Genomic DNA, 25622 nt, shown 5'->3' on the forward strand with positions numbered 1-25622 from the left:
CCTTTTTTTGCTGTATAAAAAAGTAAATGAATTAAAAAACATAAAAAGTATTGTATTTAGGGGAGGAATTTATAATGAAAAAGGACGTATTAACAATTGGGGGACATGAGTTCTCATCTAGATTTATACTAGGATCAGGAAAATATAGTTTAGATTTAATTAAGGCAGCAGTAGAATGTGCAAAAGCAGAAATTATTACCCTAGCAGTAAGACGTGCTAATACTAATGGGAATGATAATATTTTAGATTATATTCCAAAGGGGGTAACACTTCTTCCTAACACATCTGGAGCAAGAAATGCAGAGGAAGCAGTTAGAATTGCAAGATTAGCAAGAGAACTAGGATGTGGAGATTTTGTTAAAATTGAAATTATTCATGATTCAAAGTACCTTCTTCCAGATAACTATGAAACAATAAAAGCCACAGAAATTCTTGCTAAAGAAGGATTTGTAGTAATGCCATATATGCATGCAGATTTAAATGTGGCTCGTGATTTAGTTAATGCTGGAGCATCTTGTATTATGCCACTTGCATCACCAATTGGTTCAAATAAGGGACTAGCTTCAAAGGAGTTTATTAAAATATTAGTAGATGAAATTGACCTTCCAATTATAGTTGATGCAGGAATTGGTCGTCCATCACAAGCCTGTGAAGCTATGGAAATGGGAGCTGCGGCTATTATGGCAAACACTGCAATCGCAACTGCTGGAGATATTCCAACTATGGCAAGTGCATTTAGAAAAGCTATAGAAGCTGGACGTGAAGCATATCTTTCTGGTTTAGGTAGAGTATTAGACAAGGGTGCAGCCGCATCTTCACCACTAACTGGATTTTTAGAAAGATAGGAGGGAAAAACATGAGTGAACAACGTATAAACCATATGGAATATTTAGAAGGAATGGAAGTTTTAGAATCGGATGTAATAGATCAAGTTATAAGCAAGATGAAAGCTTATGACTATGATAAATATACAGCTATGGATGTGAGAAGAGCCTTAAATCATGATTCTCGTACCATAGAAGATTTTGCAGCATTATTGTCTCCAGCAGCAACACCATTTTTAGAAGAAATGGCTCAGTTAGCACAAATGGAGACAAGAAAGCATTTTGGAAATTCAGTTTACATGTTTACCCCATTATATCTTGCTAATTATTGCGAAAATTACTGTATTTATTGTGGTTTTAATTGTCATAACAAAATACGTCGTGCAAAATTAAACTTTGAAGAAATGGAAAAAGAAATGAAGGCTATAGCTGAAACTGGTTTAGAGGAAGTTTTACTTTTAACTGGTGAAAGTAGAAAGATGTCAGATGTAAAGTACATTGGAGAGGCTTGTAAAATAGCTCGTAAATATTTTAAAATGGTAGGTCTTGAAGTGTATCCTATGAATTCTGATGAATATGAATATCTTCAAGATTGCGGTGCAGATTTTGTTACCGTATTCCAAGAAACATATAATTCAAATAAATATGAAACACTTCATCTAGCAGGACATAAGAGAATATTCCCGTATAGAGCAAATGCTCAAGAAAGAGCATTAAAAGGTGGCATGCGTGGAGTTGGTTTTGCAGCACTACTTGGACTAGATGATTTTCGTAAAGATGCCTTTGCTACAGGACTTCATGCATATCTTCTTCAAAGAAAATATCCACATGCTGAAATTGCATTTTCTTGTCCAAGACTAAGACCTATTATTAACAATGACAAGATTAATCCAAAAGACGTACATGAGCCACAACTACTGCAAGTCATCACAGCGTATCGTCTTTTTATGCCATTTGCAAGTATTACTATTTCAACAAGAGAATGCAAAAGATTTCGTGACAATGTAATTGGAATAGCTGCAACTAAGATTTCGGCAGGAGTTAGTACGGGAATTGGAAGTCATGCAGAAGACTCAAAAGAAGTTGGAGATGACCAATTTGAAATTGCAGACACACGTTCTGTAAAAGAAGTATATAATGCCATAAAAGAGCGTGGACTCCAACCAGTAGCTAATGACTACGTTTACGTATAAAATATCAATTAATTCTGAATTTTAAATAGTCATTCACAAACGTTTCTCTAGCATTTATAATGGATAATGTTAAACTTTAATAATCAAATTACAAATGAAGAAGAATACGCATATTTTTAATGATAATAGAAAATACTTAATTATATTTGAGTTATTTTAAAGATGCAGTATTCAAGGAGGAACAAAAGAATGAAATATATTATTGGAATTATTGGACTAATTGTTACCTTACTTCTCGCTTGGATTGGAAGTAATGACAAGAAAAATGTAAAGTATAAGCCTGTAATTACTATGATCATTTTACAATTTATATTTGGCTTTATATTATTAAACACAGGATTCGGAAACTATTTAATAGGCGGTATTGCGAAAAGTTTTGAAGAGTTACTTAAATGGGCTGCAGAAGGAGTAAACTTTGTATTTGGTGGACTAGTTAATGTTAATGAATTTTCATTTTTTATTAGTGTACTTCTACCAATAGTTTTTATTTCAGCTTTAATAGGTATTCTTCAATATTTGAAGATACTGCCTTTTATTGTTAAGTACATAGGTATAGTTTTAAGTAAAGTTAATGGAATGGGAAAATTAGAATCATACAATGCTGTAGCATCAGCAATTCTTGGTCAATCAGAGGTGTTTATTTCTGTGAAAAAGCAACTTGGATTGTTACCAAAACACAGATTATATACACTATGTGCCTCAGCAATGTCCACAGTATCAATGTCTATAGTAGGTTCTTACATGGTTTTATTACAACCTAGATATGTTGTAACAGCCCTTGTTTTAAATCTTCTTGGTGGATTTATTATAGCCTCAATCATAAATCCATATACTGTAACAGATGAAGAAGATATATTAGTAGTTCAAGAAGATAAGAAACAAACATTCTTTGAAGTTCTTGGAGAATATATTATGGATGGATTCAAAGTAGCTGTTATAGTTGGTGCTATGCTAATTGGATTCGTAGCTATAATTACTATGATTAATGCAATCTTTAAGGGAATATTCAAAATTAGTTTCCAAAACATGCTTGGATATGTATTCTCTCCATTTGCATTCTTAATGGGAGTACCGTTCCATGAATCAATAAAAGCTGCAAGTGTAATGGCAACTAAATTAGTATCTAATGAATTTGTTGCTATGAATTTATTATCAAGTGGAGAAGTTCACCTATCAGCAAGAGCAACTGGTATAGTTTCTGTATTCTTAGTTTCATTTGCAAACTTTTCATCTATCGGAATTATTTCAGGTGCAGTAAAAGGACTTCACGAAGAACAAGGAAACGTTGTTGCACGTTTTGGATTAAAATTATTATATGGTGCAACTCTAGTAAGTGTGTTAACAGCCACTATTGTTGGATTGATTTTATAGAATAAAAAACAGCAATGATATTATACATATTGTTGCTGTTTTTTTATTATAAATTTTAAGAACATTTTTACTAAAGTATATCTGTAATGTATAATAAGTATTACTTGTATTTAGATTATATAAATTTTAAAAGTATTAAAATTAAAAAGATTGGACGGAGTAAATGAGAATAAACAAACTTTTAAGTAATTATGGAATTTGTTCCAGAAAAGAAGCAAATAGAATTATTGAACAAAATAGAATTATAGTAAATGGCAAGCTATGCATTCCTGGTCAGTGGGTAGAGGAAAGTGACGAAATATTACTAGACAACAAAAGAATCAAGCCTAAGAAAAAAGTTTATATTTTGCTTAATAAGCCAGTTGGTATTACTTGTACTTCATCGAAAGATATAAAAGCCAATATAATAGATTTTGTTAACTACAGAGATTACATTTTTCCTGTTGGAAGATTAGATAAAAAATCAGAGGGGTTAATAATTTTAACTAATGATGGTGAACTATCAAATAAGATTTTAGAGTCTGAAAATATGCATGAAAAAGAATATGTAGTCAAAGTAGACAAGCCCTTTGATGATGAATTTATAGAAAACATGTCAAAAGGAGTTCAATTAAAGGGTGTTAAAACAAGAACTTGTATAGTAAGAAGGATTGATGAATGTACATTTAAGATTATATTAACTCAAGGACTAAATAGACAAATTCGCAAAATGACAAGAGCATTTGGATACACTGTTGTAAAATTAAAAAGAATTAGGATTATGAATTTAAAAATTGACGGTATAGATATTGGAAGCTTTAGACACTTTACAGAAGATGAATTAAATAATATAAGAGTTATGGTAATGAAATAATCTATAGAATTTTATAAAAAAATGATGTATAATTATTTCATAAAAGAATATTTTTAACTAGGGGTGCTTACCTAAATGTAGGCTGAGAGATAAAGTTTATCAACCCTTGTACCTGATGTGGATAATGCCAACGTAGGAAAAGTTATTAGTTATAAGATTGTAGATTTTGGATTAAAGTAATCTATATAAAAAGCTATGTTCTAAGTTGGAACATAGCTTTTATTTTTTATGAATATAACTATGGAATACAAAAAAGGGAGGCTAATAGTACAGTTTTAATATAAATCGTTTATATGTTACGTTGGAAATATTATTGACTGTTAAAGATATTATTTTAAATGTACAAGCATAAAGGAAGGAGAAAATTATGATTAATTATGTTATTTTAGGAGTTAGTGCAATTTTATTTATACTATACATATTAAAAATTAGAAAAGAACAGTTTACTACAAAAAAGATGGTTACAATAGCTATGTTTAGTGCAATTTCATTTGTATTGTATCTTATAGAGTTTATTAAATTTCCTCAAGGGGGAGGAATAACATTGTTTTCTATGCTACCAACAATGCTTCTTTCTATACTTTATGGAAATACTTTGGGACTTACAAGTGGTATTCTATTTGGACTACTTAAATTATTAAATGGAGCTACAATAGTTAATCCTGCTCAGTTTTTATTAGATTATATATTTGCAACTATGGCATTAGGATTAGCAGGAACATTTGGAAATGATAATAAGATAAAAATAGGATTAGGAAGCTTAATGGCAGTAGTTTTAAGTGTATTTGTAAATGTACTTTCAGGAGCTGTATATTTTGGACAATATGCGCCAAAGGGTATGAATGTATGGCTATATTCATTTATGTATAATATATCTTATGCTGGAGTTGAAGGGGCATTATGCATTATTATTCTTTTAATATTACCTATAAAAAGATTGAAAATAAACAAATAATTTAGTCAAACAACCTTGAATAAGGTAGCAATACGCATTTTTCATAAAGGATATCAATATAAAACTATGTATCCTTTAGGTAACCATAAAAACAGCTATATACAATATTTGCTTAAAATATAATATATTGTTATCATTAATGTGTGTCTATAGAAAAACCTGTTATATCTATAATTAGAGATATAGCGAGGTTTTTTTATTATATTTAGGAGGATATGTATTAATGAAACATAATAGTATTAAATTGCGCAGAGAAGTTTTCAAATCAGATGCGTGGAAAATGATAGATTGGTTACATGATAATATGGTTACCCAATATTTAAATGAATATAATAACGTATGTAATAGTATTAAAGATGTAATGCGTAGAGTTAATATGCCAATACTTACACATTTATTTAATCAAGATGGAGCTTTTTTTATGATAACAACAAATACAAAGGGAGAAGAGCCTATAGGATTTTTAAGATTAGTACCTAAAAAAGATGCAACAGAAATGGTAGTAGTTATAGGAGATAGAGAAAAATGGGGTAAAGGACTTGGTTCCAATGCTATTTTCGAGGGATTAAAACATGCATTTTTTAATTGGAGAGTTGATGAAGTTATAGCAAAAATTAACTTTAAAAATGAGCGTTCAAGGAGAGCATTTAAAAGAGTTGGTTTTAGAAAAGATAAAGAACTTCCAAAGGAAATTCAGTATTCAATTTCTATAGATGAATTTATTTCTATGAGCTTTTAATATATATTTTTTAGTAAGTATAGAGTTGTAGTTAAATTTATAAAATTGGTTGATATTGCCACAATAAAGGAGTATAATTTTAAAGATTTGAAATATGATAACTTCAAATAAATAAAATAAGTGGTATATGGAGAAGGTAAAGATATGTTAAGTGAAGTAATAACACCAGAGGTTATAAAATTAAATGTAGAGTGTAACAATTGGGAGGAAGCTATAGAGGCTGGAGTAAAAATACTCATAGACAAAGGCTATGTTGAGCATTCATATGAAAAAGCTATATTAGAAAAGTTAAAGGAACTTGGACCTTACATGGTTATAACACCTAATATAGTGTTACCTCATGCAAGACCAGAAGATGGAGTTAATAAGACTTCCTTTAGTTTAGTTACTTTAAAAAATCCGGTAAATTTTGGAAATGACAAAAATGATCCTGTAAAATTAATTATAACTATAGCATCTGAAAATAATAAAGATCATATTAAATTTTTAGCTGAAATAGTTGATTTATTAAGGAATAAAGAGGATTTACAAAAAATATTTGAAACTCACAGTAAAGAAGAAGTAATAAAAATATTAGAAAAATATAATTATTAATTTTAAATAGTACTAAGAAACAATTAAGTTTCTTAGTACTATTTTTTTGCTAATTATGCATAAAAAATAGGAAAAAAGATATAAATAGTTATAGTAATTCGTGATAACGATACTCAATTATAATTGAAAATTAAAATCAATAATGATATAATAAAAAAAGTAATTTTGAAAAATAAATGGGGGTAAGTGAGTTTATGGACATTTTTAGAAAAATTAACAAGGGGGTTGGAGTAGCTGCAACGGCTATAATAATAGCAGGAGGGACGCCACAAGTAGTTCATGCTGTGACTAATCCAGAAAATGCACCTAAAATACAAGAAAAACAGTTGTGTAAAGATATTGAAGAGAGTATTAAAGGTGGAACATATAAAGTTAGTCCATGTATTAATATGAACACATCTTCAGAAAATAAATCAGAATTAATAGCAAAAGTAGAAATAAAAACTTTAAAACAAGAAAATGATGAGCCATCAATGGCTGGAACATATTTAAATAAAGAAGCAAGATATATAAAAGAAAACGGGAAAATATATTGTGAAATAGATGTTCTAGCATTAGATTGGATGAAAAATATATCTATAGAGGTAGAAGGAAAGAAGGTAGAGCATACACAAAAGGAAACAGGAAAAGCAAAAGTAATGGAAATGGAACATACTGCAGGATTAATAAAATTTGAAGTGCCAAAGGTAAATCCTAAATTAACATTCCATATGTATGTAGTACCAATGAGCTCAGATGTTACATTTAGAGTAGTAGGAGAAAAAGTAACTACATTTGAAACTTCAGAAAAACAACAACCAAAAGAAAATGAGAAACCACAAACTAAGACTTCTACAGATGGTATGGAAAAATCAGAAGTACATAACAAGGATAAGAAAAGTGATAAAAAAGATATTGATAATAAAAAGGGTACAAAACAAAAACAGTCTAGTGAAACAAAATCATATGAAAAAGTTACTACAGCATCAAATAAAGATAAAGACGGATTATATGAAGTCAATATTAAAGCTTTAAAGGAAAACAACAATGAACCATCTATGGCAGGAACTTATGTTGGAGATAAGATAAAGGTTCAAATGAAAAATGGTAAAAAGTATGCAATGGTTACTTTCAGTAGAAGTGATTGGATGAATAACATGGATGTTCTAGTAAATAATAAGAGTCAAAAATATGATGTAGTAAATGTAAAAACAAATAGTACTGGAGAAAAAATATCAACAATAAAATTTAAAATACCTAATTTAGATTCAGAAATAAAATTTAAAATGAATGTAGAGCCAATGGATAATGCTAGAGTTACTTTTAGAGTGTTAATGCAAAAAGATTCACTTAAATTTTTAGAAGGAACAGAATATGATCCAACCAAAGCAGAGGAATATTTAAATAACTTAGCAAATGAATCTAAAGAAAGTAAATATTCTAAGGGTAATTTGTACAACTATAATGATAATAATAATCATATTCAATATAGCGCACCGAAAAAGAAACTACCCAAAACGGGATTACCTTTTGGCGGAGGATTAGTAGCATCAATTGGTGGAGTACTATCAGGGCTAGGAATTACATTAATGAAAAAAAATAAAAAAAAGGGAGAGTAAAAAAATGAGAAAGAATTTATTAAAAGTATTAACTGTTGGAATTTTAGCTGGAGGGGTTTTATTTTCATCATCACAAGCTTTTGCAGAGACAGGTAGTGTAAATCAATCTATAAGATTAGAAGCTACTAATAAACTTGCTAAAAATGATTCTTTAAAAGATGGAACATATAAAGTAAGTGTTCAAGTATTAAAGGAAAAAGAAAATGATTTATCAATGGCAGGACAATATATAGGACAACAAATAACATTAGAAGTTAAGGGTGGACAAATATATGCTATTGTAGACATTTCAAGATTAGATTGGATGAAAAATATAAACATATTTGTTAATGGAACAGATACAAAATATGATAAGACAATGAGTGGAAATGAGGCAGGAAAAGTTAAATTTAAGATTCCAAGTAAAGATGCAAAAATAACTTTTAAAATGAATGTAGTTCCTATGGGAAATGCGAGAGTATCCTTTAGAGTAGTACCTCAAAATGATATTAAAGCAGTAAGTGGAAAAGCTACTATAAATGATACATCAAAAGATAATACATCAAAAAAATCTGATGCAAAAGAAACTAGTGCTACTAGCAATAAAGAAGTTAAAAAAGATAAAGATGGAAAAGAGTTGCCTCAAACAGGATTACCTATTACACAAGCTGAATTACCACTACTTGGTGGACTAACTAGTATGGCTGGATTATTTTTATTAAAGAAGAAAAATAAATAAGTTTAAATTTAACTCTATTTTAAGAAAGTAGTGTCTTTCTTAAAATGGAGTTTGTTTCTAAGGAAGCGGGGGAATAAATATGAAAAAAGTCTTGGCTTTGGTAATGGTCACAGTAATGAGTTTAGGATTAATGGCTTGTGGAAGTAAAAATAAATCAAAGGAAACAACTGCATCTACAAATAAAAAGGGAGAAGATGTAAGAATAATTGCAGGAAGTATGTCTATTGCAGAAATGTTAGCTAAATTAGATATAAAAATTGTAGGAAGACCTACAACTCAATATGATATATCAGATAAGGTAAAACCTGTACCTGAAATAGGACTACCTATGAATCCTGATTTAGAGAGAATTAAAGCACTAAAACCAGATGTATATGTAACCTCTGGAGCTTTAGAAGAAATGATAGGAGATAGATTAAAAGAAAACAAAGTCAATACTGATTTTTGTAATTTAGATTCATATGATTCTGTTAAAGAGAGCATAAAACATCTATCAGAAAAGTTTAATAAAAAAGAAAATGGAGAAAAACTTCTTAAAGAAATAAATGAAAAAGAAGCTCAAGTATTAAAGGGTGTTGATAAAAATAAAAAAGTCAAGGTAATGATTTTATTTGGAGCACCAGGACATTTTATGTTATCTACAAAAAATTCTTTTGCAGGAAGTTTAATCGAAAAACTTGGAGCAGAAAATATTGCAAACAAAGCAAATCTTAAAGGACAATATGTACCATTTTCTTTAGAGACAGCTTTAAAGGAAAATCCAGATATAATTTTTAGAATGTATCATGGTTATATAGATGAAGCAAAAAAACAAGTTAATAAAGAATTTAAAACCAATCCACAGTGGCAAAAGTTTAAAGCTGTAAAAGAAAATAAGATATATGATTTAGATCCAAAATATTTTGGAGTTACAGGAGATATAAATATAGTAGAATCATTACAAAAAATGAAAGATTACTTATATAAATAGCTGGAATGGAGAGCAATATGAAAAATATGAGCAATAATATGAGCAATAAATTAAAAGTGTTAATAATATTGATGTCATTAGTCTTATTAGTAGCTTTAATAATTGTTACTATTGGTGTTGGTAGTGTAAGTATATCAGTAAAAGAAATTATAGATACTTTCTTAGGACACGGAAATGAAATAAATGAAAGTATTATTATGGATATGAGATTACCTAGAATAATCATAGCTGTTTTTGTTGGAGCGGGACTTTCAATATCAGGTGCTTTACTTCAATCAATCATGAATAATCCACTAGCGGATCCTGGAATTACAGGGGTATCATCTGGAGCTAGTCTCCTTGCTATAACAGTTATGTTATACTTCCCAAAGTTACATGGAGTATTACCTCTTATGGCTTTTTTAGGTGCAATAGTTGCTTGTATGATGGTATTTATATTATCTTGGGACAAAGGATTAAATCCTATGAGGGTTATTTTATCAGGTGTTGCAGTAAATGCTGTTTTTGTTGGAGCAACATCATTGCTTTCAATATTAAATAGTGACAAGATACAAGGTATTTTATTATGGATAAATGGAAGTATAGCCTACAAAGGTTGGACAGAAGTAAAATATTTAGTTCCATATAGTGTTATAGGAATAATTCTTGCCTTACTTTGTGCAAAAGGAGCTAATTTATTAGCATTAGGGGATGATGTAGCAACTAATCTTGGAGTAAATGTAACAAAAACTAGATTTTTAGTAGCTTTAGTTGCAGTATTTTTAGCAGGGGTTAGCACATCAGTTGTAGGTATTATAGGGTTTATAGGTCTTATAGTTCCTCATATATGTAGGTTAATACTTGGATATGATTATAAATATTTAATTCCCATGAGTGCGATAATGGGGGGGATATTATTACTTCTTGCAGATACTTTGGCAAGATTTGTTGCAAGACCTGTGGAGCTTCCAGTAGGTATTTTAATGGCTATGCTAGGTGGACCATTTTTCTTATTCCTTTTAAGGAGGCGTAAATAAGTATGCTAAAAATAAAAGATTTTAAAATAGGATATGATGACAAAGTAATAGTTAAGGACTTTAGCTTGCATGTACAAAAAGGCGATATGCTTACAATAATAGGTCCTAATGGTTCAGGAAAATCAACAGTTTTAAAAGCTGTAGGAAGACTTTTAAAACCAATGGATGGCGTTGTTTATTTAGATGGAAAACTACTTCAAGAAATGAACAATAAAGAAATAGCTAAAGAAATGGCGTGTCTATCTCAACATAATTCAGCTCCTAAAGATATGACCATAAGAAAGATAGTTTCTTTTGGACGAAATCCTCACAAAAATTGGTTTCAAGGATTAAATAAAGAAGATGAAGATATAGTTGCTTGGGCAATAGAAAAAACAAATTTGTCTCACATGGAAAATAAAAATATATCAGATATATCAGGAGGAGAAAGGCAAAGGGCTTGGATTGCTATGGCACTTGCACAAAAGCCAAAGGTACTTCTTTTAGATGAACCAACTACTTATCTTGATATAAATAATCAAATAGAGATACTAGAACTTGTAAAAGAATTAAATGAAAAATTAAATTTAACAGTTGTTATGGTTCTTCATGATTTAAATCAAGCAGCAAAGTATAGTAGTGAAGTTTTGGTTTTGAAAAATGGAGAAATAAAAGCACAAGGAAAACCAGAAGATATTTTAGATAAAAGCCTAATAAGAAGTGTTTACAATGTTGACATGGATATATTAAAAAATCAATTTGGAGAAAAAATAATTTTCATTCCAAAGAAGGTATACAAAGAAAAGGCTTTGTAATATGGAGCTAAGAGGTAAGGAATATGAAAAAAAATATTATACCAATTTTATTAATAGTAGTGGGATTGTGTTTGGTTTGCACTGGACTTGGATTAAAAAGTTATTCAAAAAATAAAGAAGTGAGTCTAATAAAAAAATTTAATGAAGAAATAAAATTGGAAAAACAAAATAATAATTTAAATAAACAAAAAGGTAAAGAAGATAAAAACAGAGATGGTAATAAAAGTGGTAATAAAAATGAAGGTATAAGCTATGGAAATGAACTTGCATTAATTGAGATACCTTCCATTGATCTTCAATCAGTAATTGTAGAAGGAATGAAAAAAGAACAATTAAGATATTACTTATGTCACTTTGAAGATACAGCTATGCCAGGTGAAAACGGAAACTTTTCCATAGCTGGACACAGTAGTTTTATATACAATGAAATTTTAAATGAACTTTATAAAGTAAATGTAGGTGATGTAATAAAACTTACAACTAAAAAAGGTGAATTTAATTATTATATAACTAAGAAATTTATTGTTGAACCAAATGAAATTGAAGTATTAAATCAAGATGAAAATAAGAAAACTATGACAATAGTTACTTGTAGCAATAGAGGTAAGAAACGATTAATAGTCACAGCTGAAATGAATCAGTAAATAAAAGTAAATTGTGGAGGTGGAAAAATGATAAATAAAAGGCTGATAAATTTAGTTGATGGGTGCAAAAGGTGGGTGTTTTTAACTGTACTTATGAACTGGATAAGCTTAATTTTAAACATATTAGCTATAATTTCTATAGGAAAATATATAGAATATACATATTTAAATGGGATAAGCTCTCAAAGAACTTTAAGTACACTAAGTATATTAATTACAGCTATAGTAATTAGATTTATATGCAATTATATGGCGGTTAAATTTTCAAGTAAGTCTTCAGGTGATGCAAGGCTTTCACTTAGAGATATTTTATATAAAAAGCTTTTAAAACTGGGAATACACTATAATGAAACCACTTCAACATCAGAAGTTATACAAGTTGCTATTGATGGAATAGAACAACTTGAAATGTATTTTGGAAAGTACCTACCACAGTTTTTCTATAGCCTTTTAGCACCAATCACTTTATTTTGTGTGTTGAGTTTTATAAGTGTAAAGGCAGCGGTTGTTTTACTTATATGTGTGCCATTAATACCTATATCAATAGTTGCAATAATGAAAATAGCAAAAAATATTCTTGCTGACTATTGGGGAGTATATGTAAATCTTGGAGATACTTTTTTAGAAAATCTTCAAGGACTTACAACATTAAAAATCTATAGTAGAGATGAAGATAGAAATGAAAAAATGAATGAAGAAGCTGAGAACTTTAGAAAAATAACTATGAAGGTTTTAGCTATGCAGTTAAATTCTATAACGTTTATGGATTTAATTGCTTTTGGAGGAAGTGCCATAGGAATAATAATAGCCTTAAAAGAACTAAGCGTAGGTAACATTAGTATTTCAGGAGCATTTTCAATTATGCTTTTATCAGCAGAATTTTTTATACCATTAAGACTTTTAGGTTCATTTTTCCATGTAGCTATGAATGGTATAGCAGCTTCTGAAAAAATATTTAATATAATAGATTGTCCATTGATTCAATATGATGATTACGAAGAAATTAGTAACATGAAGGATATAAATATAGAATTTGAAAATGTAAATTTTTATTATGATAAGGATAGAAAGATATTAAATGATATTAATTTAAAAATAGAAAGTGGAAAAATCACATCATTAGTTGGAAAGTCAGGTTGTGGTAAAAGTACAATATCAAATATGATAATGGGATTTTATAAAGATTACACAGGTAATATAAAATTAAATGGCAAGGAACTTAGAAACATTAAAGAAAATGAGCTTATGAAAAAAATAAATGTAGTAAATCATAATAGTTATATATTTACGGGAACTATAGAAGATAATTTAAAAATGGGAAAAGAAAATGCAACAGAAGAAGAAATGTATGATGTTTTAAAAAGAGTAAATCTATATGGTTTTGTAAATAACTCTGAAAAAAAATTAAAAACAGAAATAAAGGAAGCTGGAAGCAATCTATCAGGAGGACAAAAGCAAAGGTTAGCACTTGCAAGAGCCTTATTATATGATAGTGAAATATATATATTTGATGAAGCGACGTCTAATATTGATGTTGAAAGTGAAGATGACATTATGAATGTTATATATGAATTATCGAAAAACAAAACAATAATTTTGATTTCTCATAGACTTTATAATGTAAGAAAATCAGATAATATCTATGTACTTGATAAAGGGAATATTGTTGAAAGTGGAAATCATGAAGAACTTATGAAAAAAGAGGGACTATATTTTAATTTAGTAGAGGAACAAAATAAACTAGAGAGAATAGGAGCTGAGGAATGTGCGTAGACGTGGAATTGTTATAATGGGCAAGCTCATAGGACTTATACAACCATTACTTCATATAATGGTTGTAACAATAACAATGGGGGTACTTGGGTTTTTAGCTTCTATTTTCATCACTATTTATGGTGGTATTGGTGTTTCTAAAATTATGGGTTTTAATGTGCTAATGTCAATGAAAAAAATATTTATAATAATAGGCGTTTTAGCTATATCTAGGGGATTATTAAGGTATTTAGAGCAGTTTACTGGACACTTTATAGCCTTTAAGTTACTTGCTATTTTAAGAGATAAAGTATTTAAAAAGTTAAGAGAATTATCCCCGGCTAAACTAGAAGGTGAAGAGAAGGGAAACCTTATATCCATTATAACTAGTGACATAGAGCTTTTAGAAGTTTTCTATGCTCATACAATTGCACCTATTAGTATAGCCATAATAGTATCCATATTTATGATATGTTATGTAGCAAAAATCCATATGTATTTTGGGATAATTTCATTTTTAGGATACATTACAATAGGATTTATTATTCCATACTTTTCTTCAAAATTGGGCAGCAGAGCAGGACTTAATTACAGAAATGCTGTTGGAAGTATAAATAGTTTTATGCTAGATTCCCTAAAGGGAATGAGAGAAATAGTAATGTTTAATTTAGGAGAAAAGAGATTAAATAGTATAAATAATAAAGGAAAAAGCTTAAATTCAGAACTTGATACAATAAAAAAACATGAAGGCGTAATAAGAGCATTTACGGATTCAACTATACTAATTTTTATATCAGCAATGTTGTTTACAGGAATTTATTTATATGGACAAAATATTATTACTGTAAAAGATGTGGTTGTATCTACTATAGCATTAATGAGTTCTTTTGGACCTGTAGTTGCATTAAGTAATTTATCAAATAATTTAGTGCAAACTTTAGCTTCAGGAGATAGAGTCTTAAACTTGTTGGAAGAAACTCCAGCAGTAGAAGAAATTTCAGATGGAGAAAATTGTTCATTTGGAGATATAGAAATAAATGGGCTTACTTTTGCGTATAATAATGAGGAGATTTTAAAAGATATAAATGCTAATTTTAATAAAGGTGAGATAATAGGAATAGTTGGAGATAGTGGATGCGGTAAAAGTACATTTTTAAAATTAATTATGAGATTTTGGGATACTAAAAAAGGCTATATAAAAATAAATAATAAAGAAATTAAAAATATTAATACAAAATCCCTTAGAGAAATGCAAAGTTTTGTAACTCAAGAGACATTTTTATTTAATGATACAATTGAGGAAAATATAAGACTTGGAAAAAAAGATGCTACATTAGATGAAATAAAAAATGCTGCAAAAAAAGCATCAATACATGATTTTATAGAAACTCTTCCAAAGGGATATAAAACAAATATAGGAGAACTTGGAGAAAATCTATCAGGTGGAGAAAGACAAAGACTTGGAATTGCTAGAGCTTTTCTCCATAATGGAGATATAATTTTACTTGATGAACCTACTAGTAATTTAGACAGTTTAAACGAAAAAGCTATAATAAAAACTATAAAAGAAGAAAGCACCGAAAAAACCGTTATAGTTGTATCACATAGAATGTCTACTGTAGCCATAGCAGATAGTATATATTCTATAAATAATAAAAAGATGATTAAAGTTGAAAGGTATCAGAACCTAGTATCATAACCATTAAATATTATAAAAATCAACATTAGCAAGAGTAGGAAAGATTTACATTGGCCATTTTGTCATATAATAAGGGTTATTTGGACATTGTAATCAGTATTAAATTAGGTATAATAATGAATACGGAAGTATAAATAATTAACTATATACAAAAGATAATGGGGGAGGTATTCATTATGAAGATTGTTACATGTTGTGGAAGTGGACTCGTAACTAGTTTTATGATACAAACAAATGTTGAAAAGGCGTTAAAAGAATTAGAAATTAATGATATTGATGTAGAAGTTTCTAGTGTTGGTGCAGCTAAAAATATTCCAGCAGAAATATATATAGGAGGAAGAGAAATTTCTTCTCAATTAGGAATGTTAGACGGAAAAGTAATTGTGTTAAACAATATTATAGACAGTATGGAAATAAGAGCTAAGTTAGCAGAAGCATTAACTGAGTTAAATTATTTTAATTAATATAAGTTTTAATTCCCCATGAGTAATCATGGGGTTTTTGTTTTATATATAAGTTTTTTATATTACATAATAAAAATGGTATAATATACTATGGTATGATTTATTTTGATATATAAAAATTAAGTTATTTGAGCATACTTAAAATATTTAATTATAGATAGTTTTGCTTGAGGAAGGAGATGCTAAATGGGAAAAGTAATTGGAATTGATTTAGGAACTACAACTTGTGAAGTTGCTTATTTGAATAATGGACAACCTGAAATTATATTAAATGATTTAAATAAAAAAATAACTCCATCAGTAGTTGGGATATCAGATAAAGATGAATTTATTGTAGGGGAGTTTGCACAAAGACAAGCTGTCTTAGAACCAGAAAAAACAATAGTAGAAGTTAAGCGGCTTATGGGAGAAGAAACAAAAATAAAAATAGGAGACGAGGAACTTTTACCAGAGGAAGTATCATCTATTATATTAAAAAAGCTAAAAAAAGATGCGGAAGAATATTTAGGAGAAGAAGTTACAGAGGCGGTTATTACAGTTCCAGCAAATTTTAATGATCTTCAAAGAAAAGCTACAAAGGAAGCTGGGGAAATGGCTGGTTTAAAAGTAGAAAGAATTATAAATGAACCTACAGCTGCTGCACTTGCATATGGAATTAATAATATGGAAAGTGATGAAAAAGTTCTCGTATATGACTTAGGAGGAGGAACTTTTGATGTTACTGTTTTAGAGCTATTTGCAGGAGTTATAGACGTAAAAGCAAGCAGAGGAAATAACAAATTAGGTGGAAAGGATTTTAATAATATAATAGAACAATACATAATTAATAATTTTGAAGCGGAACATGATGTAAGTCTAAGAGATGATATTAAAGCCCTTGCAAGAATAAAAGAAGAAGCAGAAAAGATAAAAATTAAGTTATCAAATGAAGAAGAAGTGGATATAAACATACCATTTATAGCTGTAGATAAAGAAAAAAATCCTTTAGAAATAAAAACAAGTTTAACACGAAGTAAATTTGAAGCATTTATTGAAGATTTAGTAGATTCCACTGAAATTATAATAGATGAAGCTATAAAAGCAGCTGGATATGATGTTACAGATATTGATGTTGTAATAGCAGTTGGTGGCTCTAGTAGAATTCCATGCGTTAGAAAAATGCTTGAAGATAAATTTAAAGATAAAATAAAATATAATGTAAATCCAGATGAAGCAGTAGCATTAGGTGCTGCAATACAAGCTGCTATAAAAAACGATGAAATAGATTCTAAAGAAGGAATTTTAATAACAGATGCATGTAGTCATACACTTGGGACAAGCGTAGTAGAAAAGTTAAGTGATGGTAGATTTATAGATGGAATATATGATCCTATTATTTTAAGAGATAGCAAAATACCTTGCACTAAAAGAAAAAAATACTACACAATTAAAGATAATCAAAGAAGTGTTATTATTGATGTCTATGAGGGAGAACAAAAATTAGCATCTAAAAACACAAAAATAGGGGAATTTGTTTTAAAAGGAATTCCTAAAGCTCCAGCAGGAAAACAGTTAATTGAAGTGTCTTTTACATATGATTTAAATGGCATACTTCAAGTATCTGCAAAAGTATTAAGCACAGGAAAAACTTTAAATAAAATAATAGATATATCAAGGAAACTTTTACCAAATTTTATACTTGGTGAAATGGATGAAGATGATCATAATAATGAAAGACAAGATTTACGTGATTTATATGGACATATAATAGAATTTTCAGAGGGAAAAATAAGTTCTCTTGAAGATGGTGACAAAAAAGAAGAAATTAAGGAATGTATAGATAAATTAAAAAAGGCATTAGAAGAAAATAATAAAGAAAATGCAGAAAAATATAATGAAAAACTAATAGATTATATTTTTGAATTAGAGTAGTCTTACTCTAGGGAGTGTACTTATGGAAAAAGTTATAGAATTAGCTGCTGTTTATTATAATACTGCTTTAAAGCTTATATCTGAAAATAAGATTTCAAAAGCTATTACTAACATTAAAAAAAGTTTAAAGTTATATTCTAAAGATTGTGATGTGTTAAATTTAATGGGGCTATGCAATTATACCTTATGTGAATTTGATAAAGCCTACTTTTATTGGAGCAAAAGTTTAGAATATAAAAAACACAATAATAAAGCAGAATTATATTTAAACCTATTAAAAAGTAGGAAGTTTAATAGGTTTATTAAGGAATATAATGAAGGAATAGAATTTTTATATAGATATGAATATAAAAAAGCTATAGAAAAATTTAAAGAAATAATTACAGAAGAAAATGAATTATTAGAACCATATATAATAATTGGGCTTTGTTACTATGCCATAGGAAAATATAATATTGCAAAAAAGTATATGGAAATGGCACTTAACATTGATAATGAAAATAGAAAATGCTTAATGTATCTAAATGAGATAAACAATAAGAGAAATGTAACTATTGTAAAATATAAATCTAGCAAAGTTGCTAAAACTGTAGCCAGTGTTTCTACCATACTATTAATAGCATCATCAGTATTATATTATAAAAATTATAAAGGATATATTAACATTAAAGATACTTTAGCTGAATATGAACATAAATATAAAATAAATAATACGGAACTTCAGCTTATAAGAGGAAAGTACAACAAATTAAGTAATTCTATTAATATGGAGAAAGGGCAGATACAAAATAAATTTCAAGGAAAAAATGATAGTGAAGTGTTTAATGATGGCATATTAAATTACAAGAAAAAAGATTACAAAAAAGCTATAGAAAACTTTTCTTATTTAATGGATAGAGGAATTGATAGTTCTATAGTGGCAGAGGCTACATTTTTTTCAGCAGTAACTTATGAAAAACTAAACAATATAGGAAAATCAGAGGAACTTTATTATAAATATATAGATAAATATAAAGGGAAAAATTATTATGATGACTCTTTATATAACTGTGGAATTATGTTGTATAGAAGTGGAAACAAGGAAAAAGCAAAGAAAGTTTTAAGTATATTACAAAAAGAAGTTCCAGACAGTATGTTTGTAAATAAAACAGTAAAAATGATATTAAACAACTAGTAAAAGGGTTAGGAGCGATAAAGAGTGAAGGATATGGACAATCTATATGATATTCTTCAAATAGATGATAAAGCAAGGAGTATAGAAATAAAAAAGGCATATATAAAAATGCTTAGACAGTATCCTCCAGAAAAATCTCCAGAACAATTCAAAAAAATAAGAGAAGCTTATGAAATTTTAGTAGATCCAATATTAAAAGCAGAGTATGATGCTTTTATGAATTATAAAGATAAGATTGAAGAATATAGAAAAAAGGGAAACAATGCTTTAGAAAAAAAGCAGTATAGAAGGGCTATTTTGTATTATAAAAAAATACTACTTATTGAACCGAAAATTACATTTGCTAAAAATAAATTAGGACTAGTATTCTTCTACAATAAACAGTATGAAGAAGCCATAATTCAGTTTAGAGAGTTAATACAGATTAATCCTAAAAACTCTATATTTTATAATAATCTTGCCTATGTTTACAAAGAGCAAAAGAAGTATGATTTAGCAGAAGAGTTATTATTAAAATCTTATGAGCTTGATGAGACTAATGAAAAGACAGTTTTAGTTTTGGGAGACATCTATATAGCAACAGGTGAATATCATAAAGGAATTGAATTTTTAAATAAATGCATAGAAGAAAGTAGTGATGATTGTTTTAGACAGATTATGTATTATTTAAAAATTTTAAATATGTATATAGATATAAATAATACAGAAATGATTGAAAAAACTCTTAAATGTATTGAAAATATAGTTCCAGATGAAGAGAGAATTAAAGAATATATATTATGGAAATTGTATAAAAATGCAGAAGATTTATTAGAAAAAAATAATTATGAAATTGGAAATAAAATTTGTAAAACTTCCATAGCTATTGATAATAAAAATAAAAAATTTGTTAAATTAAATAAAAAATTTGAAAACTTATTGAGGGTATCTCATCATATTAAATTACTAATAGATGACAATAGAGTTATGGAAGTTTTGAAAAAGCCTATTTTATATTATCTCCATTGGGATGAAGATAATGAAAAGGATTTTATTCTAAAAAAGGAAAAGAACATCAATGAAATAAGAGAAAGTATAGAAAATGACTTTTTAGGTGTAATAAGTAGTATTGATGTTTTGAAAAAAGAATATATTATACTGTATAATTATAAAAAAGAATTATATAAACAAGCTTATAATATGGCAGAAGAAAATAAGCAAAATTCTGAAATACCAATTGAAGTTAGGGATATCTTTAGTGAAACTATTGATATAGAGGAAGATTGGCCAATTCTTTATCATGATTCAATTAATAGTATAAGAAGATGTAGTTTAAAGAAAAGATATTATAAGATTTTATTGATTTTTATGATTATTTTTACGATTTTAGGGACAATTATGTACAAATTTCACCTATTTAAAAAGATATAAATCTTGAATAATAAAAATTGATTTAGTATAATATGAAAATAAGTTGAAAATTTTATAAATAAAAAAGATTGTGATAAGGAAGAGTATATAAAAGGAGAATTTAAAGAGAGCTTGGAATGGTGAGAGCCTGGCAATGGAATTTTATAGAACGCAGCCTTTGAATCGCTTATTGAGAAATGAGAATTAAGTTTAATTCTTAAAATAGATACAGACGTGACCTCGCGTTATTGAGGAATGAAATTATAAGTTTCAGTAAAGAGAGTGCAATTTGCACTAATCAGGGTGGTACCGCGAAAACTCCTTCGTCCCTTTAGGGATAAAGGAGTTTTTTATATATAAATTTATAGAGTTTTAATATTAAGGAGGTAATTTTAGTGGAAGAAATATTAGAGATTCTTGAAAAAAACAGTAAATATAGTGAAGAAGAAATAGCGGCCATGACAGGAAAAACTGTAGAAGAAGTAAAAAATGCCATAAAGAAATATGAAGAAGATAATATCATAGTTGGATATCCAGCGTTAATAAATTGGGAAAAGACAAGCAAAGACAGTGTTGTAGCATTAATACAAGTAAAGGTAACACCTCAAAGAGGAGAAGGATTTGATAAAGTTGCTGAAAGAATATACAAATTTAGAGAAGTTAGAGCATGTTATCTAATGTCATCTGGTGGATTTGATTTAAATGTTATTGTTGAAGAAAAAACAATGAAAGAAGTAGCACTTTTTGTAGCAAACAAACTTGCAACTCAAGAATCAGTTTTAAGTACTTCAACTCACTTCATACTTAAAAAATACAAAGATAAAGGTACAATATTTGAAAAGAAAACGAGAGATGATAGGGAGGCAATATTTATATGAGATTAGAAGATATGATTTCACCTAAGGTAAGGACTATGCCACCTTCAGGTATAAGAAAATATTTTGACATGATAAATGAAATGGAAGATGTAATATCTCTTGGTGTTGGAGAACCTGATTTTGTAACACCATGGAATGTTAGAGAAGCTGGTATTTATTCTTTAGAAAAAGGACACACTCATTATTCTTCAAATGCTGGTTTTATTGAACTTAGAGAAGAAATAGCAGGATTTTTAAATAGAAAATATGATCTTGAGTATAATCCTGAAGATGAGATAATTGTGACAGTTGGTGGAAGTGAAGGAATAGATATTGCATTAAGAGCATTAGTAGATCCAGGTGATGAGGTTATTATTCCAGAGCCTAGTTTTGTAGCATACAAAGGATGTACTGTATTTGCAGGGGCAACTCCTGTAGTATTAAATCTTAGAGCAGAAGATGGATTTAAATTAACTCCAGAGTTACTTGAAAGTGCAATAACTCCTAAGACTAAAGTGGTAATTGTTCCATTCCCTAATAATCCAACAGGATCAATTATGACAAAAGAAGAGCTAAAAGCAATTGTAGATGTTCTTAAAGATAAAGATATTATTATTTTATCTGATGAAATATATTCAGAATTAACTTATGATACAAAGCATGTATCAATAGCAAGTTTCCCAGAAGTAAGAGAAAAAACTATATTAATAAATGGTTTTTCAAAGGCATATGCAATGACAGGATGGAGAATGGGTTATGTATGTGCAAATAAAGTTCTTATAAATGCTATGAAAAAAATTCATCAATATGCAATTATGTGTGCTCCTACAACAGCGCAATACGCAGCAATTGAAGCTTTAAAAAATAGTGATGAAGATATAGAAATAATGAATAAAGAATACAACAGAAGAAGAAGAGTTATGGTAGATGGATTCAAGAAAATGGGACTTGATTGTTTTGAACCAAAGGGTGCATTTTATCTTTTCCCATCTATAAAATCTACAGGACTTACTTCTGATGAGTTTTGTGAACAACTTCTAATGAAAGAAAAAGTTTTAACTGTTCCAGGAAATGCTTTTGGAGAATGTGGAGAAGGGTTTATAAGAGCTTGCTATGCATGTTCAATGGAAGATATTATGGAAGCATTAAAGCGTATAGAAAAATTTGTTAAATCAATAAAAAATAAATAAAATATAAAGGAAAAAGCAGTTCTTATAAGAATTGCTTTTTTTTTATTTTAAACAGAGATATATAGAGAAATTTTAGGATTATATAATGAGAATAATAATTGATAACAATTGATAATGAATATCAAATATGATATAATGGTAAATATTTTATAAAAAGTATAAGAGTGAGGTGTTATTATGGATATTATAAAAAATTTAAACAAAGGTGTTGGGGCTGCTGCAACAGCAATTATAATAATTGGAGGTACTCCGCAAGTTGTACATGCAGCAACTAATAATAAACCTAATGTTATTGAAGCAAAACAGATAAGTAAGAGCATAGAAAAAGAGATTATGAATGAAAGCCCAGTACAAAAGATAAAAATACAAGCATTAAAATTAAATAAAGATGAGCCATCTATGGCGGGTCAATATATTGAAAATGAAGTTACATATACAGAGGAAAATGGAAAGATATATTGTAGTTTAAAAATACTAGCTTCAGATTGGATGAATGATATAAAGGTTAAAGTTAATGGTGATGAAGCTAAATGCCAATTAAAAGACATAGGAAAAACAGAAGTATTTGGAGCAGAACATAAAGGAGCAATTTTAAAATTTGAAGTTCCTAAAATAAATCCTGATATTAAATTAAATATGTTTGTAGTACCTATGAATAGCAAAGTTGAATTTAGAATTGTAGGAGAAGAAAATAAAAAAACAGATAAGGAAAATAACCAAAAAGAAACAAATACAAATTCTAAAAAAAATGATGTAGTAGCAGAACAAAATAATAAAGCTAATACAGAAAAAGTAAAAGATAAAGAAGTAAAAAATGAGGATACACAAAAGAAAGAAGAAAAGACAGAAGCAAAAGATAGTTCTAAAGAAAAGGTTTTTGATAACTTAGAAGATGGAGTGTATACTCTAACTTTTCGTGCGTATAAAATAGAAAATCCTGCGGAAGATTCAATGCTAAATAACTTCTTTGATAAAAAAGCGAAGTTAGAAGTTAAGGATGGAAAAAAGACAATAACATTCTTAAATATTTGTTTTGCCGATGGATTATATGATTTTAGAATAGAAACAAATAAGATTTTCAAAGAAAGTCAAATTAGTGATTATGGCAATAAAAACCCAGATACAGAAAAGTATCCTGCTAAACTTTTTAAAATGGAAATAGATGATTTAGATTCTGATCATAAGGGTTGTGTACTTGCAGGCCCAATGGGCGGAAAATTATCGGATTACGGTAAGGTAACTTATGATAAAGCTAATAATTACAAAACTGTTATGTTTAAATTCAATAAGGATTTTGCAAAAGGTTGGAATGGTTTTGATTCAAGTGAAAGTATTTTAAAGGAAAATGATAATGGTAATTTAAATAAAGCCTTAATAGAAATAGGACTTGATACTGACAAAGATGGTACAGTTTCAGTTAAAGAATTAAGTGAAGCTAAGGGAAGAGTTGATTTATCTAAAAAGAAAATAACAGATATATCTCAATTGAAAGCACTTGGTCCTGAAGTTACTGAATTAGATTTAAGTGGAAACAGAATAGAACAGTTACCAAAAGGAATTTTTGACAATTTAACTCAATTAACATATTTAGATTTAAGAGTTAATAAAATAAAAGAATTACCAGATGGTATATTTGACAAGCTTGTAAATTTAAAAAAAGTATACCTGGAAAGAAACAAACTTGAAACACTTCCAAAGGGGGTATTTGATAAATTACCTAACTTAGAAACAGTAGTATTAGCAACAAATAATATTAAACATTTAGATGATGATGTATTTAAAAATAATAAAAAACTTAAATTTATAGATGTATCTCAAAATGAAATTGATTCTATACCAACAACTATGCTAGAACTAAATGATTTAGAAACTTTCTGTGCAAAACAGAATAGAATAGAAATTATTCCACAAAATTTGACTAAACTTAAAAACTTAACATGGCTTGACTTAGCATCAAATTATATTGAAGAGATACCAGAAGAAATACTAAATGGTAAAAATAATGTAAAGTATCTTTATTTAGCAGAAAATATGTTAAAAGAGGTTCCAAATAAAATATTTGAAGCATTTCCTAATGTAAACAGTTATGATTTTGTATTTAACAATTTAAAAACTATGCCAAAGGCACCAGAAGGTACAAAAAAGACTGTAAATGCTTTACCTCAAAAATCTCCTATGAATTTAAAACTAGAAGTTAAAGATGGAGAAATTAAATGGAATGAAGAATTATCTGCCTTTGATATATTAGCATGGCAAAGAACAACTCATAGTATACTCGGAGAAAAAATGCCTGAAAATGTTGAAGAATATAAAAAGCATTTAAATGGAAAAACAGCATTAGAATTGCTAAACAAAGAAGGATATGAACCAAAACTAAAAATAATTATACAAAAGAAAGATAAGGATGGAAAATTTAAAACTATAAAAGAAATAATCAATGATGGCAATGGAAGTACAGTAGGAAGTATAAAAGATCCAGAAATGAAAGCTAATGATGAATATAGAATATTAGAAGAATTAAGAACTAATTTCTATGGCGATGATCAGTATGTATTTACTAATGTAGCTCATGCAAAAGTAGAAGAATCTAAAAAGAACTCAACAAGTACAAGTAATAAACAGAAAGAAAACAATAAAAATAGTAAAGAGAATAAAATTGATGATTCTTCAAATAAAGCAGATCAACCAAATGAAAAGAAAAAAGAACAAGATAAAAGAGAACAACAAAATAAAGTAACTAATGCAGAAAGTAAGTCAAATAAAAAAGCTACATCAATAAAAGAAAAGAAATTACCACAAACAGGTATGCCAGTTGGAAGTGGACTTCTAGCTACACTAGGAAGTGCTATATCTGGCATGGGTGTTGTGTTAATGAGAAAGAATAGAAAGAAAAAATAAAGTTGATTAATCATAAAAA

General features: G+C 28.3%; 22 protein-coding genes, 1 riboswitch and 1 other annotated feature. All 22 genes read left to right on the forward strand.

The genetic code is table 11. The features are described from left to right. Positions 1-74: 74 nt before the first annotated feature. The 22 genes from NT01CX_RS02815 to NT01CX_RS02920 all read left to right on the forward strand — a co-directional run bounded on the left by NT01CX_RS02815 (position 75) and on the right by NT01CX_RS02920 (position 25603). Positions 75-845, forward strand: coding sequence for a thiazole synthase (locus NT01CX_RS02815; RefSeq protein ID WP_003363910.1), 771 nt, complete (start codon positions 75-77; stop codon positions 843-845). Positions 846-856: 11 nt separating this feature from the next. Continuing rightward, complete coding sequence (gene thiH / locus NT01CX_RS02820) at positions 857-2017, forward strand: 2-iminoacetate synthase ThiH (RefSeq protein WP_011721527.1); 1161 nt, start codon at positions 857-859, stop codon at positions 2015-2017. Between the two features lie 189 nt (positions 2018-2206). Continuing rightward, positions 2207-3388 (forward strand): NupC/NupG family nucleoside CNT transporter, encoded by a 1182-nt coding sequence (locus NT01CX_RS02825; protein ID WP_011721528.1) that lies wholly within the window; start codon positions 2207-2209, stop codon positions 3386-3388. A gap of 163 nt (positions 3389-3551) precedes the next feature. After that, positions 3552-4241 carry a pseudouridine synthase gene (locus NT01CX_RS02830; RefSeq protein WP_011721529.1) on the forward strand — a complete coding sequence of 230 codons (690 nt, stop codon included), beginning with the start codon at positions 3552-3554 and terminating at the stop codon, positions 4239-4241. A gap of 49 nt (positions 4242-4290) precedes the next feature. Beyond that, positions 4291-4398, forward strand: a riboswitch (TPP riboswitch). A gap of 210 nt (positions 4399-4608) precedes the next feature. Continuing rightward, a complete protein-coding gene (gene thiT, locus NT01CX_RS02835) occupies positions 4609-5196 on the forward strand; it encodes an energy-coupled thiamine transporter ThiT (protein ID WP_011721530.1) in 588 nt (195 codons plus the stop codon). A 223-nt stretch (positions 5197-5419) separates the two neighbouring features. After that, positions 5420-5935 carry a GNAT family N-acetyltransferase gene (locus NT01CX_RS02840; protein ID WP_011721531.1) on the forward strand — a complete coding sequence of 172 codons (516 nt, stop codon included), beginning with the start codon at positions 5420-5422 and terminating at the stop codon, positions 5933-5935. 144 nt (positions 5936-6079) lie between these two features. Continuing rightward, the gene (locus tag NT01CX_RS02845; protein ID WP_011721532.1) at positions 6080-6529 is read left to right on the forward strand and encodes a PTS sugar transporter subunit IIA; all 450 of its coding nucleotides are present in this window, start codon (positions 6080-6082) and stop codon (positions 6527-6529) included. Positions 6530-6723: 194 nt separating this feature from the next. Then, entirely contained in the window at positions 6724-8127 is a 1404-nt protein-coding gene (locus NT01CX_RS02850) for an NEAT domain-containing protein (RefSeq protein WP_011721533.1), read from the forward strand. A gap of 4 nt (positions 8128-8131) precedes the next feature. After that, positions 8132-8845 (forward strand): NEAT domain-containing protein, encoded by a 714-nt coding sequence (locus NT01CX_RS02855; protein WP_011721534.1) that lies wholly within the window; start codon positions 8132-8134, stop codon positions 8843-8845. Between the two features lie 79 nt (positions 8846-8924). After that, positions 8925-9815 carry a heme ABC transporter substrate-binding protein IsdE gene (gene isdE / locus NT01CX_RS02860; protein ID WP_011721535.1) on the forward strand — a complete coding sequence of 297 codons (891 nt, stop codon included), beginning with the start codon at positions 8925-8927 and terminating at the stop codon, positions 9813-9815. 17 nt (positions 9816-9832) lie between these two features. Then, positions 9833-10831: a FecCD family ABC transporter permease gene (locus NT01CX_RS02865; protein WP_011721536.1), complete on the forward strand. Its 999-nt coding sequence runs from the start codon at positions 9833-9835 to the stop codon at positions 10829-10831. 2 nt (positions 10832-10833) lie between these two features. Beyond that, complete coding sequence (locus tag NT01CX_RS02870; protein WP_011721537.1) at positions 10834-11625, forward strand: ABC transporter ATP-binding protein; 792 nt, start codon at positions 10834-10836, stop codon at positions 11623-11625. A 23-nt stretch (positions 11626-11648) separates the two neighbouring features. Further along, on the forward strand, positions 11649-12269 hold the full coding sequence (locus NT01CX_RS02875; protein WP_011721538.1) for a class D sortase: 621 nt from the start codon (positions 11649-11651) through the stop codon (positions 12267-12269). 27 nt (positions 12270-12296) lie between these two features. After that, positions 12297-14042: an ABC transporter ATP-binding protein/permease gene (locus NT01CX_RS02880; RefSeq protein ID WP_011721539.1), complete on the forward strand. Its 1746-nt coding sequence runs from the start codon at positions 12297-12299 to the stop codon at positions 14040-14042. A 16-nt stretch (positions 14043-14058) separates the two neighbouring features. Then, positions 14059-15720: an amino acid ABC transporter ATP-binding/permease protein gene (locus NT01CX_RS02885; RefSeq protein ID WP_011721540.1), complete on the forward strand. Its 1662-nt coding sequence runs from the start codon at positions 14059-14061 to the stop codon at positions 15718-15720. A 176-nt stretch (positions 15721-15896) separates the two neighbouring features. Beyond that, positions 15897-16184 (forward strand): PTS sugar transporter subunit IIB, encoded by a 288-nt coding sequence (locus tag NT01CX_RS02890; RefSeq protein ID WP_011721541.1) that lies wholly within the window; start codon positions 15897-15899, stop codon positions 16182-16184. 186 nt (positions 16185-16370) lie between these two features. Next, entirely contained in the window at positions 16371-18095 is a 1725-nt protein-coding gene (locus tag NT01CX_RS02895) for an Hsp70 family protein (RefSeq protein ID WP_011721542.1), read from the forward strand. A 22-nt stretch (positions 18096-18117) separates the two neighbouring features. Beyond that, positions 18118-19269, forward strand: a complete 1152-nt coding sequence (locus tag NT01CX_RS02900) for a tetratricopeptide repeat protein (protein ID WP_011721543.1) — start codon at positions 18118-18120, stop codon at positions 19267-19269. A 33-nt stretch (positions 19270-19302) separates the two neighbouring features. Next, the gene (locus NT01CX_RS02905; protein WP_011721544.1) at positions 19303-20679 is read left to right on the forward strand and encodes a J domain-containing protein; all 1377 of its coding nucleotides are present in this window, start codon (positions 19303-19305) and stop codon (positions 20677-20679) included. 61 nt (positions 20680-20740) lie between these two features. Continuing rightward, positions 20741-20992, forward strand: a binding site (T-box leader). 61 nt (positions 20993-21053) lie between these two features. Then, on the forward strand, positions 21054-21536 hold the full coding sequence (locus NT01CX_RS02910) for an Lrp/AsnC family transcriptional regulator (RefSeq protein WP_011721545.1): 483 nt from the start codon (positions 21054-21056) through the stop codon (positions 21534-21536). Beyond that, positions 21533-22705: an aminotransferase class I/II-fold pyridoxal phosphate-dependent enzyme gene (locus NT01CX_RS02915; RefSeq protein ID WP_011721546.1), complete on the forward strand. Its 1173-nt coding sequence runs from the start codon at positions 21533-21535 to the stop codon at positions 22703-22705. The genes NT01CX_RS02910 and NT01CX_RS02915 overlap by 4 nt, the downstream gene beginning before the upstream one ends. A 177-nt stretch (positions 22706-22882) precedes the next feature. Next, a complete protein-coding gene (locus NT01CX_RS02920; RefSeq protein ID WP_011721547.1) occupies positions 22883-25603 on the forward strand; it encodes an NEAT domain-containing protein in 2721 nt (906 codons plus the stop codon). Positions 25604-25622: the final 19 nt, after the last annotated feature.

Origin of the sequence: Clostridium novyi NT (assembly GCF_000014125.1) — a bacterium.
GTDB lineage: Bacteria > Bacillota > Clostridia > Clostridiales > Clostridiaceae > Clostridium_H > Clostridium_H novyi.